This window comes from Prescottella sp. GW823-FHT02E09, assembly GCF_058797375.1.
Window position 1 is genome coordinate 96494 of record NZ_JBXAJP010000006.1, and the last position, 17086, is coordinate 113579.

Annotated in this window: 14 protein-coding genes; 6 read left to right on the forward strand and 8 right to left on the reverse strand. The window is 68.8% G+C overall.

The genetic code is table 11. The annotated features are described in order from the left end of the window. Window positions 1-20 precede the first annotated feature (20 nt). The 5 genes from AC1RIF_RS16670 to AC1RIF_RS16690 form a co-directional block, all read right to left on the reverse strand. Window positions 21-1175, reverse strand: a complete 1155-nt coding sequence (locus tag AC1RIF_RS16670) for an amidohydrolase (RefSeq protein WP_492602472.1) — start codon at window positions 1173-1175, stop codon at window positions 21-23. Window positions 1176-1191: 16 nt separating this feature from the next. Then, entirely contained in the window at window positions 1192-3075 is a 1884-nt protein-coding gene (locus AC1RIF_RS16675) for an alpha/beta hydrolase family protein (protein WP_492602473.1), read from the reverse strand. Next, a complete protein-coding gene (locus AC1RIF_RS16680) occupies window positions 3072-4856 on the reverse strand; it encodes an N-acetylglutaminylglutamine amidotransferase (protein ID WP_492602474.1) in 1785 nt (594 codons plus the stop codon). The genes AC1RIF_RS16675 and AC1RIF_RS16680 overlap by 4 nt, the downstream gene beginning before the upstream one ends. Continuing rightward, window positions 4837-6039 (reverse strand): carboxylate-amine ligase, encoded by a 1203-nt coding sequence (locus AC1RIF_RS16685; RefSeq protein ID WP_492602475.1) that lies wholly within the window; start codon window positions 6037-6039, stop codon window positions 4837-4839. Before AC1RIF_RS16685 ends, AC1RIF_RS16680 begins: the two co-directional genes overlap by 20 nt. 180 nt (window positions 6040-6219) lie before the next feature. Next, complete coding sequence (locus AC1RIF_RS16690; protein WP_492602476.1) at window positions 6220-8067, reverse strand: multicopper oxidase family protein; 1848 nt, start codon at window positions 8065-8067, stop codon at window positions 6220-6222. Window positions 8068-8318: 251 nt separating this feature from the next. Between AC1RIF_RS16690 and AC1RIF_RS16695 the strand changes: the two genes are divergently transcribed. The 4 genes from AC1RIF_RS16695 to AC1RIF_RS16710 all read left to right on the forward strand — a co-directional run bounded on the left by AC1RIF_RS16695 (window position 8319) and on the right by AC1RIF_RS16710 (window position 11316). After that, entirely contained in the window at window positions 8319-9251 is a 933-nt protein-coding gene (locus AC1RIF_RS16695) for a hypothetical protein (protein ID WP_492602477.1), read from the forward strand. 9 nt (window positions 9252-9260) lie between these two features. Next, window positions 9261-9854 carry an RNA polymerase sigma factor ShbA gene (gene shbA, locus AC1RIF_RS16700; RefSeq protein ID WP_492602478.1) on the forward strand — a complete coding sequence of 198 codons (594 nt, stop codon included), beginning with the start codon at window positions 9261-9263 and terminating at the stop codon, window positions 9852-9854. Between the two features lie 276 nt (window positions 9855-10130). After that, on the forward strand, window positions 10131-10676 hold the full coding sequence (locus tag AC1RIF_RS16705) for a hypothetical protein (protein WP_492602479.1): 546 nt from the start codon (window positions 10131-10133) through the stop codon (window positions 10674-10676). A 184-nt stretch (window positions 10677-10860) separates the two neighbouring features. Then, window positions 10861-11316 carry a DUF6069 family protein gene (locus AC1RIF_RS16710; protein WP_492602480.1) on the forward strand — a complete coding sequence of 152 codons (456 nt, stop codon included), beginning with the start codon at window positions 10861-10863 and terminating at the stop codon, window positions 11314-11316. Window positions 11317-11323: 7 nt separating this feature from the next. Here AC1RIF_RS16710 and AC1RIF_RS16715 read toward each other — a convergent pair whose 3' ends face one another. After that, window positions 11324-12844: an acyl-CoA carboxylase subunit beta gene (locus tag AC1RIF_RS16715; protein ID WP_492602481.1), complete on the reverse strand. Its 1521-nt coding sequence runs from the start codon at window positions 12842-12844 to the stop codon at window positions 11324-11326. A 167-nt stretch (window positions 12845-13011) separates the two neighbouring features. Between AC1RIF_RS16715 and AC1RIF_RS16720 the strand changes: the two genes are divergently transcribed. After that, entirely contained in the window at window positions 13012-13353 is a 342-nt protein-coding gene (locus AC1RIF_RS16720) for an Imm51 family immunity protein (RefSeq protein WP_492602482.1), read from the forward strand. Between the two features lie 69 nt (window positions 13354-13422). On the opposite strand, the gene AC1RIF_RS16725 is transcribed toward AC1RIF_RS16720, so the two are convergent. Both AC1RIF_RS16725 and AC1RIF_RS16730 read right to left on the reverse strand, forming a co-directional pair. Beyond that, complete coding sequence (locus AC1RIF_RS16725) at window positions 13423-14457, reverse strand: aspartate-semialdehyde dehydrogenase (RefSeq protein WP_492602483.1); 1035 nt, start codon at window positions 14455-14457, stop codon at window positions 13423-13425. 6 nt (window positions 14458-14463) lie between these two features. Beyond that, window positions 14464-15729, reverse strand: coding sequence for an aspartate kinase (locus AC1RIF_RS16730; RefSeq protein ID WP_492602484.1), 1266 nt, complete (start codon window positions 15727-15729; stop codon window positions 14464-14466). A gap of 139 nt (window positions 15730-15868) precedes the next feature. Here AC1RIF_RS16730 and AC1RIF_RS16735 point away from each other — a divergent pair, with 139 nt between their 5' ends. Beyond that, window positions 15869-17068: a low temperature requirement protein A gene (locus AC1RIF_RS16735; RefSeq protein ID WP_492602766.1), complete on the forward strand. Its 1200-nt coding sequence runs from the start codon at window positions 15869-15871 to the stop codon at window positions 17066-17068. Window positions 17069-17086 lie beyond the last annotated feature (18 nt).

Here is a 17086-nt window from a genome sequence, read left to right on the forward strand (position 1 = left end):
CTACCCCCTGATCCGTTCCTTCACTCCCCCGGCATTTCGCCGGCGTCTCCACCGTAGGCGAGGGCGAGGAAGGTACGCACCCCGTCCACGAGGGCGCGCTCGTCCAGATCGAAGTCCGGCATGTGCAGGTCGCGGCGGGGACCGACCCCGTCCCAGACGCCCAGGCGCGCCATCGCGCCGGGGACGTGCTCGAGATACCACGCGAAGTCCTCGCCGCCACTCGACTGCTTGGCCTCGGCCAGATTCTCGAGACCGACGACGGACTGGATCGCCGAGATCATCTCGGCCGTTGCCTCCGGGTCGTTGACCACCGGCGGCACGCCCTGCACGTAGTCCAGTTCGTGGTCGACACCGAAGGGCGCCAGCAACTCTGCGACGCTGCGCCGCACCAGCGGCTCCACCGTGGCCCACGTCCGGTGCGACGCGCTGCGCAGCGTGCCCACCAACTCCCCTGACTCCGGTATGGCGTTGTGGACCCGGCCGGCCCGGATGCGCCCCCACGTCAGGACGGTGGCGGTGCGCGCGTCGACGCGGCGATCGAGCACCGCCGCGAGCCCGGTCACCAGCACGGCGGCCGCGTAGATCAGATCGCCCGTCAGGTGCGGACGCGCCGAATGCCCACCCGGAGAGAACAACCGCACCGTGAGCATGGCACCGGACGACGTGATCGGGCCCGCCCGCGTGGCGAGCTTGCCGACCTCGAGTTGCGGCGCGCAGTGCAGCGTGAAGATTCGCGAGACGCCCTCGAGCGCGCCGGCGGCGACGACCCCGAGAGAACCTCCGGGCGTCGTCTCCTCACCGGGCTGGAAGATCAACCGCACGCGTTGCCGGGGCGGCTCGGCCGCGAGCACGGTCGCGGCCTCGAGGAGCATCGCGGTGTGCGCGTCGTGCCCGCACGCATGACACACCCCCTCGACCGTGGATGCGTACGGCGCCCCGGTGATCTCCGTGAGTGGTAGCGCGTCGAGGTCGGCGCGCAGCGCCACGCACGTCGGGGCGGGCGGGCCGACGTCGCACCACAGTCCGGTTCCGCTCGGCAAGACCACCGGATCGAGCCCCAGCGAGCGCAAGTGATCGTGCACAAGCACCGTGGTCCGGTACTCGGCGAAGGACAGTTCGGGGTGGGCGTGCAGATCCCGCCGCCACGCGACGAGCCGGTCGTGATCGATACGCATCCTTCGAACACCCCCGTCAGATCGCCGACACCGGGGCGCCGGCCCGTGCCGGACGACTCGTCAGCCAGTTCACCATGGTTCTCGCGAGCGTGTCCCGGTTCTCACGCTTGACGATGTCGTGGCCCTCGTCGTCGAACAGCAGGAGTTCGGCGACACCACCTCGGGCCCGCACGGACGCCACCACCTGCTCGGACTCACTGACCGGCACGTTCGTGTCATTGGCGCCGTGCACCACGAGCACCGGTGCCTCGAGGGCGTCGATGCGGTGGATCGGCGACAGTTCGGCCAGCAGTTCCCTGTCGTGCTCCGGGTGCCCGTACTTGGGATACGCGGCGGCCGCGATCCACGGTTCGGTGTTCGCATAGAAAGTCTCGAGGTTGCTCATGCCGCAGATCGCGATGCCCGTCGCGAACAGATCGGGATGGAACGTCAGTGCGGCCAGCGTCAGGTAGCCGCCGTACGAGTGGCCGGCGCAGGCAATCTGCGCAGGGTCGCCGAGTCCGTTGTCGACGACGTAGCGCACACAGTCCGAGACGTCGTCGATCCCGGCGAATCGGCCGTACCGCTCGTCGGCGTGCATGAAGGTGCGGCCGAATCCCCCCGAGCCGCGCACATTCGGCGCGAAGACGGTGATCCCGGCCTCGACCAGTGCGGGAAAGTAGTCGCTGTACCCCGGGCGCTCCTGAAGCTCCGGTCCGCCGTGGAACCACAGCATCACCGGACCGGGCCCCTCCCCCGGCGCGCGATACAGCCACCCGGTGAGCGGCACCCCGTCGCGCGCGGTGAACTCGGCGAGTATCGGGGCGTCGGCCCGGGCGATCCGGGTCCGGGCCGGTTCCACCGGACCCCATTCACTCGTTCGCGGGTCCACGATCTCCACCGACGGCGGCATCCCCGGGCCCTGCACCGTGACCGCCAGCAACGAGCCGTCGGCACTGATACTCAGCTCCGACGCCACCAGCCCCGGCAACCGGATCGGCGAATCGAGCGTGCCGTCCGCGAGATGAAGCATCTGTAACTCGCTCAGACCCTTGTAGTTCCACAGCAGGGCCACGGTGCTGTGGTCGTCGCTGACGACGAACTCGTCGAGTTGGAACTCGTCCCGCTCGGCCAGAACTCGGTAGGACACGCCGCGCTCGGAGACGGCCACACCGAGCAGTCGCGCGAATTCGGCACCGTTGTCACTGCGCACGAGCGCACGGACGTACTTGTCGGGCTCGCCCTCGGCCGACGCCCAGGGCGACCGGTGCTGGCCGAGCACACCCAGGAGGCGATGGTCGTCGAGGATGACGCCCGCGTCGGTGGTCGACCCGAAATCCGACGGCAGGAGCGGGATCCGGCTGCCGTCTTCGCGGCGCAACAGCAGTTCGCGGTGCCCGCGTGGGCCCACCCGCAGCAGCGCCGATCCAGCCCACGCGTCGACGAGGAAGCTGCCGACACGGCGGTCGAGCACGACGGTGTCCTGACTCTGCGGGTCCACCAACCGCGCCTCCGCCACTCCGTCCTCGTCGGTTGCGGTGAGCGCCAACCGGTTCCCGTCCCATCCGATCAGCTCGGTCGAGCACGCGTGCTGCGACCCGACGAGGCGCGCCGAGCGGTCCTGGGGATCGGTTTGCACGACCCACACCTGGGTGCGGTTGCCACCGTGGGGCGCGACCTGGCATGCGAGCCACCGACTGTCCGCCGAATGCACGATCCTGGTGACCGGACCGGGCACGGGGAGCTCGACGCGACGGTCCGTGCTGCTGTGCCTGCCCGACAGGAATCGTTGCACGGCCCAGGGGTATCCCCCGTCGTCGACGAGGTGGGCGAAGCCTGTCGCGTCCGGCGACACCGAAGCGCCCGACGTGAATCGGATGTGCTGTCGGCCTTCTCCTTCCGTCGACTCACGGACGGTCACAGCCGCTCCATCGCCTGCAGCCACATCTCCAGCAGCCCGACCTGCCACAGGGTGTTGACGCCGCGGGCGGTACGGATCTCGTTGGGGGCCGCGAACAGCGCATCGAGCGCCTCCGGCCGGAACAATCGGCGCTCGCGGGCACTTCGGCTCCGCAGCGAGTCCTGCACCAGCGCGAGAACGTCGCCCTCGAGGTGCCGGATTCCGGGCACCGGGAAGTATCCCTTGGTGCGGTCGATCACCTCGTTCGGCAGCAACCCGCGGCTGGCCTCCTTCAGCACGCCCTTGCCGTCGCCCGCCAGTTTGAGCCCCGGCGGGCAGGTGGCCGCCAACTCCACGAACTCGTGGTCGAGGAACGGCACCCGGGCCTCGAGCCCCCACGCCATCGTCATCGTGTCGACCCGCTTGACCGGATCCTCGACGAGCATCACCGTCGTGTCGAGTCGCAGTGCGGCATCGACGGAGGTGTCGGCACCCGGCGCACTGTGGTGCCGGACGACGAATTCCGAACTGACGTCGCGGTCGAGGCAGTATTCGGGGTCGAGCAGAGCCGCGATGTCCTCGTGGGTGCGGTCGAAGTACACCTTGGCGTAGGCCTCGGCCGACTGTTCCCGTGCCACCCCTACCAACGGGGGATACCAGTGGTAGCCGCCGAGGATCTCGTCCGCACCCTGGCCGGACTGGACTACCTTGACGGACTTGCTGACCTCTTCCGACAGGAGGAAGAACGCCACGCAGTCGTGACTGAGCATCGGCTCACTCATCGCCTCGACGGTCTTCGGCACCGCCGCCGGCAGCCGTGACGGATCGATGTGGATCTGCTGGTGGTCGGTGCCGAACGTTCGCGCCACCAGGTCGGAGTAGTAGTACTCGTTCCCGGATTCCCCTCCGGCCGAGTCGAATCCGATACTGAACGTGGCGAGGTCCCGCTGGCCCTGCTCGGCCAGCAGGGCCACGAGCAGACTGGAATCGATGCCGCCCGAGAGCAGCACCCCCACGGGAACGTCGGCGACCATCCGCCGTGACACTGCCGTGCGCAGCGAATCCATCAAGGCTTGTTGCCATTGCCGCGGAGTCCACGACGCCCGTTCGGGCGACGGTTCGAATCGCGGCTCCCAGTACTGCTTTTCGGTTGCGGTTCCGTCCGGCAGCAGCACCCGGATCGTGGCCGGCGGCAGCTTGCGGACTCCCTCGAACATGGTGTGCGGCGCCGGCACCGCCGCAGCGAAGCTCAGATAGTGATGCAGAGCCACACGATCGACAGTGGTGTCGATGCCGCCACCGCGCAACAGCGCCTGCAGGGTCGACGCGAACCGCAGTCGCCCTGGCTGCTCGGCGAAGTACAGCGGTTTGATCCCCAGACGGTCGCGGGCGAAGGTCACGACACCCGAATCGATCTCGTGGACAGCGAATGCGAACATGCCCTTGAACCGGTGGACGCACTCCGCGCCCCAGCGGTGGAAACTCTTCAGTACCACCTCGCTGTCCGCCGTCGAGAAGAACCGGTATCCGGACTGCTGCAGTTCCCGACGCAGCTCCCTGTAGTTGTAGATGCAGCCGTTGAACACCAGCGACAACCGCAGTTCGCTGTCGACCATGGGCTGACCGCCCCGCGCCGACAGGTCGATGATGCACAAGCGGCGATGCCCGAACGCCACGGATTGCCGGGCGTACGCTCCGGACGAATCCGGCCCTCGAGTCACCATCGCGTCGGTCATCCGGGCCACCGCGGCCACATCGGGCGTCGTCCCGTCGAAGCGAACCTCACCGCATATGCCACACATGTTCGGCATCTCCTCCCGGCGCGTCGGCGCCGTTCGTCCGATCGGTGACCGCGGCGCCCGGCCCGGCCGCGATCCGGGTGTACTCACCGCCGGCCGTCTCGGCCGCCAGCAGGTCCACGACGTCGGTCAGGCGTCCCCTCCGACGCAGGATCCTGCGCTGCCGGGCCGACGAGCTCCCCACACGCAGGGTGACGTCCGCCAGCTCGGAGACCACGTCCCAATCGCCGGTGGACTCGAGGTGGGGTCGCAGCGACCGGATCAGACCCTCGACGACCTGCGACGCGGGGCGCGGCGCCGTAGCCTCCACGTCCACGAGGTCACCCTCGAGACCCGAGCGCGCTGCCCGCCACATGGCCGCCCGAACCAGCGTGGGTGAGACCTGCAGTGGCGGCCTACCCTCGTGGAGGGCTGCGGTCTCGCGTTCGACGAGGGCGCGGAACAGCCCGGCGACGAGCGCGATGGTGCCCACCGACGGGCAGCTGTCGCACACCCGCAGCTCGAGCGTCGAGTACCGATCGGATGGGCGCAGATCGAAGTAGACCATCCCGGGGCCGCTGATCACGCCGCTGCGGACGAGGTCGGCGATCAGCCGGTCGTACTCCGCGGCGGATTGCACCGGCGCCGCGGGCCCGGTGGTGGGCCAGCGGCTCCACACCAGGGAACGCATGCTGGCGTATCCGGTGTCGGTGCCGTCGGCCCAGAACGGCGAACTCGCGCTGAGAGCGAGGAACACCGGCAGGTAGGGGGCGGCGCGATTGGCGATCTGCACGGCCTCGTCGCGGTCCGCCACGTCCACGTGCACCTGGGTCCCGCAGATCAGCTGCTCGCGGGCGAGGAGTTGATAGTCGGCAAGCATGCGCCGATACCGTGGGGTCTCGGTGACCGCCATCTCGGCGGGCACCGAGAGGGGCACCGCCCCCGCCGCCACCACCCCGACGCCCAGTTCGGCGGCGGTCTCGACGAGGACTTGCCTCCGGTGGGTCAGGTCGGCACGGAGACCGACGAGATCCGGGAACACCCCGCTGTTGACCTCGACGACGCAGCGCTGCAGTTCCTCGACGTAGACGTCCCCCGGCAAACGCTCGAGCAGTTCGGGCGCGCGCGTGACGAGCCGACGGGTCTTCGCGTCGATGAGATGGAACTCCTCTTCGACGCCCAGCTTGCGTACTTGCCCGGTCTGCACAGTGATCTACCTCGCGCGCCGCGACGGCGTCGGGTTCATCCAGAATCCTCCCTGTCCGGTCTACCAGTGATCAGACCCGCGTGCCCGAAGCGATACCACCTCGGTACGAGCCGCCGGGCTCGCCGGCGGCTCGACCACCCCGGCCGTCGGGGTTTCAACCGCACCGCCGCGGATGATCGGTCACGGCGCGACGGTGCGGAAACCGAGCATCATGTCGTGGTCCTCGTGGTCGAGCATGTGGCAGTGCCACACGTATCCCTGCAGGGGTCCGGCCGCCGCCGGGGCGGGGTCGTGACCGGCGTGCGCGGGCGTGCCGTGGCCGGAATGATCGGGCGCCGGTGCCGCGAGCTCGCCCACACCGAACGTCGCGTCCGGATCGAATCCCAACCGGTCTGCTGTCGGGAACACCGCGATGATCCGCGTGACGGTGCCCGGATTCGCGACGACGGTGTCCTTGGGCCCCGACTCCCACGGTTCGGGCGGGACCAGCGGGGAGGTCACGAAGTTGTCGACCGGCGGCGCCCACCGGGCACCGACGGGTGGCGTCGGATTCTCGCGGGTGTAGCGGGGCAGGTCGAACTCCTGGCGCCCGAGAACCCGAAAGCTGACCAGGTGCAGATGGATCGGATGCGGTTCGGGGGTGACGTTGACGATGTTCCACTGCTCGACGGTGCCCTGCCGGGGCATCTCGATGTCGGCATCGCCGAACCGGAGATTGTTGAGCGACATGAGCACCCCGCCGGTGGACGGGTCCGGCAACTGCATCACCGTGACGGTTCGCTGCACCTGCGGCGGCGGCACCGGTTCGAGGTCCGCCGGCTGCCCAGACCCACCGCGCAGGGTCTGCGGCACCCCACCGGCGAATCCCGTGCCCGCCGATGTCCGGAACCGGCAGAACAGTGGCATCGGCCGGGCACCGCGCTGTGAGGCCGCGAGCGGCGGGGGCTCGTCGTTGCACAGTTCCACTGTCGCGCCGGTTTCCAGCATCCCGAAGTCGACGAGCAGATCCACCCGCTCGCCGGGCGCGAGACGGACCCGGTCGGACGCTACCGGCGCTTGCAGTAGCCCACCTTCCATGCCGAGAATCCAGAACCGCATCCGGTTGCCGAAGAACAGATTCCACACGCTGAACGACGCCGCGTTGACGATCCGCAGACGGTAGAAGCCCCGTGCCACCTCGAGTTCGGGCCAGATCTTGCCGTTGACCACTCCGACGTCGCCCGGGGTGCCGCCGTCCCACCGCCCCTGCGGCACCAGCGGAGTGGCCCGGATGCTCTGCCGTCCGTCCGCCGTGAAGATCTTCTCCTGCAGGACCAGCGGAATCTCGAACTCGCCCGACGGCAGACCCCACGCGTTACCCGCTGTGCCCGTGTCGAATTGGTCCCGCAACAGGAACATGCCGGCGAGTCCGGCGTACACGTTGAGGCGGGTGATCCCCATTGCGTGGTCGTGATACCAGAATTGGGTGGCCTCGTGACCGTTCGGGTAGTGGTGCACGTGCCCCTGTCCGGGCCGCTGCAGGAACGCGGGGTGCCCGTCGTGCTCGGGTGGTGTGACTGCCCCGTGCAGGTGCATCGACGTGGGCACCGACGTCCGATCCTGCTCGGTGACGCCGTGCAACGTGGTGTCGAAGTCGGCGGCCAGCGGGTGCACCCCGATCTCGTTGAGGTAGGAGACCGTCAGCGCGTCGCCGCTCCGCGCCTCGATGGTGGGGCCGAGATAGTCCATCCCTCCGTACGCGAGGGCCGGCGACGGGTCGAGATCCCGGTGGAACCGATGTGTCGTGCTTCGGGCGCGCAACTCCAACTGTGAGCCGGACAGGACCGGGATGCGAGGCAATGCGTCGACGAACGGCGTGATCCGCGGCGACGCGAACAACTGGGGGCGGGACGGGTCGATGTTGCCGAGGTCGCCCAGATCCTGCGCCCGCACCGCCGACATTCCTGCGGTGACCGCCCCGACGCCCACGGCGCCCGCTGTCCAGGCGAGGCCGCGGTTGAAGGCACGCCGCGAGATCCGTCCGCTCATGTCACCGTCACACTCCCTGTGGTCGCCCTACCGGAGCACGCCCGCCCGACGGTACGCCGGGGACTCCTGCCGCCCCGCCGATTTCCTCGGATCCATCCCGATTCCGACGACGGTTCCGGGCGAGCCGGACGAATCGCTCCGCGTACCCGGATGCGGTCGCGATCGTCGGTTTCGCCGCGCGTTTCGCCTACGCTGTCGGAATCATCGAGACCGGCACCGCCGGGTTTCTGTTCGGTCGTGAGCGGGGTGCTGTGAAGTCGTCGAGGTTCAATGTCGCACTGGCCAGGGAAGCCCTCGAGGCCCGCTCGGAGACGGCGCGGGGCTGGCTACGCGGCACCGCGCCGGGCCGCACCGTTCAACGCATGTTGTCGGGGCTCGTCGACATCGAGTTGGTCGACCGCTCGATGACGCTGGCCGCCCAGTCGTTCACGTCGGTGCTGCCCGTCGTCATCGTCGCGTCCACGATCGGCCACCACGACACCTTCACCAAGGGATTCTTCGACCAGTTCGGTGTCGACGTGGATGCCGTCGACTTCTCGGCTTTCTCGGCCGACAGCTTCTCCTCCGACCAACAGTCGCTCGCCGCATTCGGGATCGTCGGGATCCTGATGGTGATCCTGAGCGGCACGTCCTTCGCCCGCGCGCTGGGCCGGTTGTACGGCCGGGTGTGGCACGTCCCGACGCTCCGCCTCGCGAGCTGGTGGCGCTGGGTCGCGGTGCTGCTGGCGGTGGCGGCGGCCGCGGCCGGGATCGGCGCCACCCGGATTCTGCGGGACCTCGCGTACGTCGGCGGACCGCTCGCGCTGATCGCGCAGTTCGTGGTGTGGACGGGACTGTGGTCCCTGGTGCCGTACCTGCTCACCGAACGTCGCCTGTCGGCCCGGGTGCTGTGGGCGACCGGGGCGATCACGGCGGTGGGCCTCGCGGTGCTGCGGATCGCCGGAAACGTCGCCCTTCCCCGAATCGCGGCCTCGGCCGAGTCCAAGTTCGGCGATCTGGGTCTCGTGTTCACCGCGATCGGCTGGATGTTCTTCGCGTGCGGCATCATCGTCGGCGCCACCGTGGCCACCAAGGCACTCGCGCTGGACGAGGGACCGATCGGACGGTTCCTGCGAGGCCCCTCCGTGGAACTCCCAGGAAGTTCACCGGTCGTCGAGAGCAAGGCCCCAGCCGGCAGCGGTTAGCTGTGCAGGGTGAGTATCAGCTACGCCCCGTCCCCCACCGACCTGAACGCCGTCGCGGCGGCCGCCGCCCTCGGAGACCGCGCGGCGATGTCCGCCGTCCTGGTACGGATTCGCCCGATGGTGCTGAGATTCTGCCGATCGCGGATGCAAGGTGTGGACTACCCGTCCGCCGAGGACGTCACCCAGGAAGTGTGTGTCGCGGTGCTCCGCGCGATGCCGCGCTACGAGCATCGTGGACGGTTCCTGGCCTTCGTCTACGGCATCGCCTCCCACAAGGTGGTGGATGCGGTACGCGCGGTGGGCAAGGACCGGAGCATCCCGGTCGAGACCGTCCCCGATCTCCAGACGTCGGACGACAGCCCGGAGGAGCATGTGCTGCGCTCGGAACAACGGCAGCTCGCCGAGCAGATGCTCGACGTGCTGAGCGCGCAGCAGCGGACCATTCTGCACCTGAGGATCATCGACGGCCGCACCGCAACCGATACCGCGGACGTGCTCGGCACGACTCCGGGCGCCGTTCGGGTCGCGCAGCATCGTGCACTCTCGCGGCTCCGCGAGGAGTTCGCGACACGCACTCGAAACACCAAGAGTCGCAACGCCTGATCCCCCCGAGCACCATACCGTTACCGTATCGTTACCTTCGGGGTGCGGATCCCGGATCGGCGCTGGCCATCCGCGAATCGGGCGAACCGCCGCACCGCCGCCACGCCGGTACGGGCGGCGTCGATGTCGCATTTGTCCGGCCCATCTGTTGCGACCTCCACACCGAGCCCCGATGGTGGAGTGGTGATCTTGGTTTCGAGATCTCGACACGGAGATCCCGGCGCGGTCCCGGCACCCCGATCATGTCCGGTAACCCACCTTCGGAAGGGGTTCTACATGCAGTTGCGAAATCGGAAAGTGTTCTCCCGCACGGTCGGCGGAGCCGCCATCGTCGCCGCGTCGGCGTTCGCGGCACCCGCCCTCGCGTCCGCCGAACCGGTCGAACTCACCGGCCCGACGATCACGACGGACGTGGAAGCGAACACGCTGAACGTCACGGTGAAGAACACCAACAGTGAGGCCACCAGCACGTGCGGCGCGTTCGCGCTCGAGGCCTCCAAGCTGGCCGAACTCGAGGCCGATCCCGGCAAGATCGACGATCCCGGGTTCCTGTCGTGGCGTACCGATGTGGCCGAACGCGTGGGCCCCGGAGCCGAGGACACCTTCAGCGCCGAACTCGCGAACGGTCTCTATGCCGTTGTGGGCGAATGTGTTTCGCCGAACAGCGAGGCCCCAGCGGTGAGTGATCCGAAGATCGTGGCCGTTCCCGACGGCGGACTGCTCGGCAGCATCGACCTGGGCAGCATCGACGACGGCATCCTGGACGGCGTCACCGAGTTCGTCCAGAACCTCCTCAACGGCTCGGCCATGCCGGCTGCGTAACCCGCCCCGCCAGTACCGGCGCCGGCATCCGTCGGGGATGCCGGCGCCGCTCCGTCCGAGTGCACTGCACACGACCGCGGGCGCGGTACGCCGTTTCACCCGCCGCGGGTGACGGCCTCGGGTTCGTGTCGACCTACCGTGTCGGCAGGACGGTTCCCCGACCGGCGACCGGAAGGAACACTCGATGAGCGCATACCCGCCCGGCCCTACGGCGGCACCCGCCCTGAACGCGAAACGCCTGTGGGCCGGGGGCGCCGCCACCGCGATCGTCGCGGCCCTCACCGCGGTGGTGGGAACACTGGTCGTTCGCGGCCTGCTCGACATCGCGGTGATCAGCCCCGCCACCTCTCTCGGCGATTCACAGGTCACCACACTGGCCGGGTACGCGGCGGCCTCCGCACTGCTCGCGACGGCGCTGCTGCACCTGCTGATGATCTCCACACCGCGCGCACCCACTTTCTTCGGATGGATCTGCATGCTCGCGACGATCGCGGTCGCGTTGTGGCCGTTCACCGTCGACGCCACTCTCGAGTCCGAGATCGGCAGTTCGCTGATCTACCTCGTTGTCGGGCTCGCCATCGTGACACTGCTGTCCGGGGTGGCCGCCACCGCGCGGACGGCGGCGCCGACCCACCCGTGAGCCGCCGCTACCGCAGGTAGCCGTGATGCGCGACGGGTTCGACCGGACCCTCGGCACGGCTGCTCGTACGCAGACCCCGAATCAGGATGTTGCGGAGCTCGCGCGGATCGATGACGTCGTCGTAGAACAGTGTCTGCGCCAGCGCCCACGGTCCGGAGGCCTCGTTCTCGACCAGTGCACGCCGCGTCTCGTCGTCCTCCTTCGCCGTCCGGCCCCCGACATCGGCCGGGATGCCGCCGAGAGTGACCGCGGGGAACGCGAGCGTCATGGACTGGTCGTCGTACGGATTCATCCCCATCACCGAACTACCGAACCCGAAGGCCTTGCGGACGGTGATGTGGAACTTGGGGGTCCGCAACCGGTGCTGCGCGGCGAACATCCGGGCACTGGCCTTGAGGATGCCCGCCTTCTCGGACGTGCTGCCCGCCATCACGCCCGGATTGTCCGCGAGGAACACCACCGGCAGGTGGAACGCCCCCACCAACTGCAGGAAGCCGGCGGCCTTGTCGGCGGCCTCCACCGTCACCGAACCCGCCATCACACTCGGCTGGTTCGCGACCACCGCGACCGAGTGACCGCCGATGCGCGCCAGCGCCGTGATGATCGATTTCCCGTAGGTGGGCTGGATCTCGGTGACCGTGCCGGCGTCGGCCAGTCGGTCGATGACGGCGCGCATGTCGTAGGGACGCTTCTGGTTGACCGGAATCAGCTCCAGTAGCTCCGGCAGCGCCCGCTCCCCCACGTCGCGGTTGCCCTGCTCGGGCCCGACCCACGGCGGCCGCTGCCAAGCACTGCTCGGGAAGTACGACAGGTACCGACCGGCGAGAGCCAGCGCCGCCTCGTCGGAATCCGCGAGATTGTGGGCGACCCCGGAGGCGTCGATCGCGACCTGCGGGCCACCGAGTGTTTGTTTGTCGATCTGTTCGCCGGTGGACGCCGCCACCAACGGGGGGCCGGCCGTGAACAGCGCACCGTGCCCGGCGACCATGATCACGAAGTCGGACAGCGGCGCGGCGAGGGCTCCGTGACCAGCCGACGGCCCGGTCACGATCGCGACCGTCGGCACCAACCCCGAGAGGTCCGCCATCGCCTGGAGGTCGTTGGGCGCGGGCCGGTTCCGTTCGAGCGCGTTGGTCGCACGATGCCCGGCCCCCTCGAGCATCATCACCAGCGGGATCCGGTTGCGCAGCGCCAGTTGCGCTGCGCGTGTCCGCTTGGTCGCGGCGGCGGTACCGATGGACCCGCCGGCGACGGTGAAGTCCTCGGCACCGACCATGATCGGTCGCCCGTCGACCAGGCCCGATCCGGCAACGAACGCGTCGGCGGGGATGCCCTCGCCCGCGAGCAGGCCGAGTTCGTCGAACGACTGCGGGTCCAGCAGGTGCTCGATCCGGGCCCGCGCATCGAGTCGCCCCGATGCCCGGTACCGGGCCACCTTCTCGTCACCGCCCATCGTCCGCGCCGCCGACTTCCGGTCGGCCAGCCGTTCCAGCAGCGGCGCCCAGTCCCGGCAATTCCCAACATCCATCGTCGATGTCCTTCCCGATCCCGCGAGTGAGCCGGATCACGTCGGCCACCGTCGAGGTCAACCTACGGCGAATCGCACTCGGCAGCAACAGGACTCACTGGGGCCCGCACGCCGCGTGCACGACCTCCGGACGCGGACTTGTCGGTCCGTTCTGCTTCAATGCACGCATGACATCGCCTTCGATCGAGCCACTGCAACTTTTCGAGACGACGCCGGGCAACTGGTCGTTGATGCTGACGGACCAGCACTTCGGCAAGGTGGCGGCCGTGTTCGAGCAGGTGGAGGGGTTCGACGGCTCCGGATACGACTGGGCGTCCGTCGCGCACGCCGTCACCGAACGCGACGCGCCGCATCTGCTGGACCGCTTCCGCACCGATCCGGAGGCGGGGATGTTCGTCGCGTACGGCCCCGACCACGAGGCATTGGCCGAGCTGGGCGCGATCCTCGCCAGGGCATACTCCGATTCCGAGTATCTGGGCGGGCTGGTCGCGATCGCCGAACTCGACTGAGGACCCCCCGAAACGGGCGATGCCCTGTACCGAATCCGGTACAGGGCATCGTCGAAAGCGGCTGTGCGGTCAGCGGACCAGCAGCTCGGCGATCTGGATCGTGTTGAGCGCCGCGCCCTTACGCAGGTTGTCGCCCGAGACGAACAGCGCCAGACCCCGACCCTCGGGGGCACCCGGATCCTGACGGATCCGGCCCACGAGCGACACGTCGCCACCGGCGGCCGCGAGCGGGTTCGGCACGTCCACCAGCTCGACGCCGGGGGCGTCGGCGAGCAGTTCCTTGGCACGCTCCACCGACAGCGGGCGCTCGAACTCGGCGTTGATCGCGAGCGAGTGACCGGTGACGACCGGGACGCGCACGCACGTGCCCGACACCAGCAGGTCCGGCAGGCCGAGGATCTTGCGGCTCTCGTTGCGGAGCTTCTGGTCCTCGTCGGTCTCGCCACTGCCGTCGTCGACGAGCGCGCCGGCGAGCGGCACCACGTTGAAGGCGATGGGTGCGACGTACTTGTCGGGGGCCGGGAAGTCGACGGCTGCACCGGAGTGCACCAGCTTCTCGGCGTCGGCGGCAACGGCGCGCACCTGGCCGACGAGCTCCTCGACACCGGCGATGCCACTGCCGGAGACCGCCTGGTAGCTGCTGACGATCAGGCGCTGCAGGCCCGCCTCGTCGTGCAGCACCTTGAGGACCGGCATCGCGGCCATCGTGGTGCAGTTGGGGTTGGCGATGATGCCCTTGGGCGGGTTCTTCGTCTCCTCCGGGTTGACCTCGCTGACGACGAGGGGAACCTCGGGATCCTTACGCCACGCCGACGAGTTGTCGACGACGATCGCACCGGCGGCGGCGAAGCGCGGGGCCTGCGCGCGCGACAGCGTCGCACCGGCCGAGAACAGCGCGATGTCGATGCCCTTCAGGTCCTCGTCGGAGGTCGCGGAGGCGTCCTCCACGACGATGTCCTCACCGCGGAACGGCAGCGTCTTGCCTGCCGAGCGCGCGGACGCGAAGAACCGGACCTTGTCGGCGGGGAAGTTGCGCTCCTCGAGCAGGGTGCGCATGACGATGCCGACCTGGCCGGTGGCACCGACGACAGCAATGGTGGTCATGAATATCTACCGTCCCGTTCCTGCGTGGACGACGGCCGCTTCCTCGCCGCCGAGTTCGAATGCTGCGTGGATCGCGCGCACGGCGTCGTCCAGGTCGGTGTCCTTGACGAGCACCGAGATGCGGATCTCGGAGGTCGAGATCAGGTCGATGTTGACGTCCGCTTCGGCGAGCGCCTCGCAGAACTTGGCGGTGACGCCGGGATGGCTCTTCATGCCGGCGCCGACGAGCGACACCTTGCCGATGAGGTCGTCGAACAGAATCTGGGTGAAGCCGATCTCCGACTGCAGCGCCGTCAGCTTCTCCACCGCACGCGGGCCGTCGGACTTGGGCAGCGTGAAGGTGATGTCGGTCTTGCCGGTCTCCACCTTCGAGATGTTCTGCAGCACCATGTCGATGTTGATCTCGGCGTCCGCGACGGCCCGGAACAGCTTGGCGGCGTGACCCGGGGTATCGGGCAGGCCGACGACGGTGACCTTGGCCTCGCCGCGGTCGTGGGCAACACCGGTGATCAGGGCTTCTTCCACGGGAATGTCCTCCATCGATCCGGACACGATCGTTCCGGGCTTGGTCGTGTATGACGAACGGACGTGCACGGGCACGTTGTAGCGGCGGGCGTACTCGACGCAGCGCAGCATGAGCACCTTGGCGCCGCACGCGGCCATCTCCAGCATCTCCTCGAAGGAGACGGTGTCGAGGCGCTGCGCGTCGGGCACGATGCGCGGGTCGGCGGTGAAGACACCGTCGACGTCGGTGTAGATCTCGCACACGTCGGCCTTCAGCGCCGCGGCGAGGGCGACTGCGGTGGTGTCGGAGCCGCCGCGGCCGAGGGTGGTGACGTCCTTGCTGTCCTGGCTGACGCCCTGGAAGCCGGCCACCAGCACGATCGAGCCCTCGTCCAGCGCGGCGCGGACGCGGCCCGGGGTGACGTCGATGATCTTCGCGTTGCCGTGGCTGCCGGTCGTGATGACGCCGGCCTGCGAGCCGGTGAACGACCGTGCCTGTGCGCCGAGGGAGTGGATCGCCATCGCGACGAGAGCATTGGAGATGCGCTCACCCGAGGTGAGCAGCATGTCCATCTCGCGAGCGGGCGGCACCGGGCACACCTGCTGCGCGAGGTCGAGCAGTTCGTCGGTCGTGTCGCCCATCGCCGAGACGACCACGACGACGTCATTGCCCGCCTTCTTCGTCTCGACGATCCGTTCAGCGACGCGTCGGATGCGCTCGGCGCTCGAGACCGAGGATCCCCCGTACTTCTGGACGACGAGAGCCACGCGTGTGTACCTCCGGGTAGATGGAATTGGTGCAAGTCCAGCTGTCGAGCTTACCGACGCTTGTCCGATCCGGTGCAGGGCCGTCCTGACCAATGGATTCGTGACGCGATTCGCCTCCGCCGGTGGCAGCATCGTCGCTGTGGACCTCACCCGACGGTTGACCACCCGCCCCACCGAGGAGCGCGCGTCGGTCTCCCCGCTCGAGCTGTTCTTCGACCTGGTGTTCGTGTTCGCGCTCACCCGGGTCACCGACCTCATGGCCGACGACCCCCGCGGCATCACCCTGCTGCACGGCGTGCTGGTGATGGCGGTGCTGTGGTGGAGCTGGGTGGGCTACTCGTGGCTGGCGAATCTGGTGCGCGCCGACGAGGGCGTCGTGCGGGTGGTGATGCTGGCCGCGATGAGCGCGATGTTCATCGTCGCGCTCACGATCCCGGAGGCGTTCGACGATCTGCCCGGTGGGCTCGACGGGCCGGTGGTGTTCGCGCTCGGCTATTTCGCGGTGCGGCTACTGCACATCCTGATGTTCCTGGTGATCAGCCGCGAGGACCCACAGCTGCGCGGGCAGGTGAAGCGGTTCGTGCCGTCGATGCTCACCGGGACGATGTTCCTGCTGATCGCGTCGCAGGTGACCGGCCCGTGGCAGACGGCGATGTGGCTCCTCGCGCTCGCCGGCGACTACCTCGGCACCCTGCTCGGCGGCACCGACTGGCGGTTGCGCTCGGTGAGTCACTTCGCCGAACGACACGGACTGATCATCATCGTCGCGCTCGGCGAATCCATCGTGTCGATCGGCATCGGGGTCGCGAGCCTGCCGATCACGTGGGCCATCATCGTCGCCTCGCTGCTCGGGCTCGCGGTGTCGTCGCTGCTGTGGTGGGCGTACTTCGACGTCACCTCGCTCATGGTGGAGCACTCCTTCCAGGAGTCCACCGGACGACGACGCATCCTCATTGCGCAGGGCTGCTACACCTACGCACACCTGCCGATGGTGATCGGGATCGTGATGCTCTCGCTGGGGCTGAAGAAGATCCTCTACTACGTCGGCGACGGCAACCATCACCGGTTGACGGACCCGCTCACCGGGTGGCCATTGGTGGCACTGTTCGGTGGCGCCGCGCTGTACCTCGCGGCGCTGGTCTTCTTCAAGAGGTACGGAACGGGTCTGGTGAGCGTCCCCCGCATCGTCACGGTGATCGCGCTGATCGCGCTCGTCCCCGTCGTGTGGCATCTGCCGGCCCTCGCGACACTGGGTGTCCTCACCGCGGTACTCCTCGCGCTCATCGTGTTCGAGTTCTTCCGATTCGCCGAGCCCCGGCGGGAAGTTCGCTCGCGCTGACGCCCCCGACCGCCGCCT

Coding starts and splice junctions, on each gene's coding strand:
- AC1RIF_RS16670 (WP_492602472.1), bottom strand. CDS start 1,175: ATGCGTATCGATCACGACCGGCTCGTCGCGTGGCGGCGGGATCTGCAC.
- AC1RIF_RS16680 (WP_492602474.1), bottom strand. CDS start 4,856: ATGTGTGGCATATGCGGTGAGGTTCGCTTCGACGGGACGACGCCCGAT.
- AC1RIF_RS16690 (WP_492602476.1), bottom strand. CDS start 8,067: ATGAGCGGACGGATCTCGCGGCGTGCCTTCAACCGCGGCCTCGCCTGG.
- AC1RIF_RS16705 (WP_492602479.1), top strand. CDS start 10,131: ATGCAGTTGCGAAATCGGAAAGTGTTCTCCCGCACGGTCGGCGGAGCC.
- AC1RIF_RS16710 (WP_492602480.1), top strand. CDS start 10,861: ATGAGCGCATACCCGCCCGGCCCTACGGCGGCACCCGCCCTGAACGCG.
- AC1RIF_RS16715 (WP_492602481.1), bottom strand. CDS start 12,844: ATGGATGTTGGGAATTGCCGGGACTGGGCGCCGCTGCTGGAACGGCTG.
- AC1RIF_RS16720 (WP_492602482.1), top strand. CDS start 13,012: ATGACATCGCCTTCGATCGAGCCACTGCAACTTTTCGAGACGACGCCG.
- AC1RIF_RS16725 (WP_492602483.1), bottom strand. CDS start 14,457: ATGACCACCATTGCTGTCGTCGGTGCCACCGGCCAGGTCGGCATCGTC.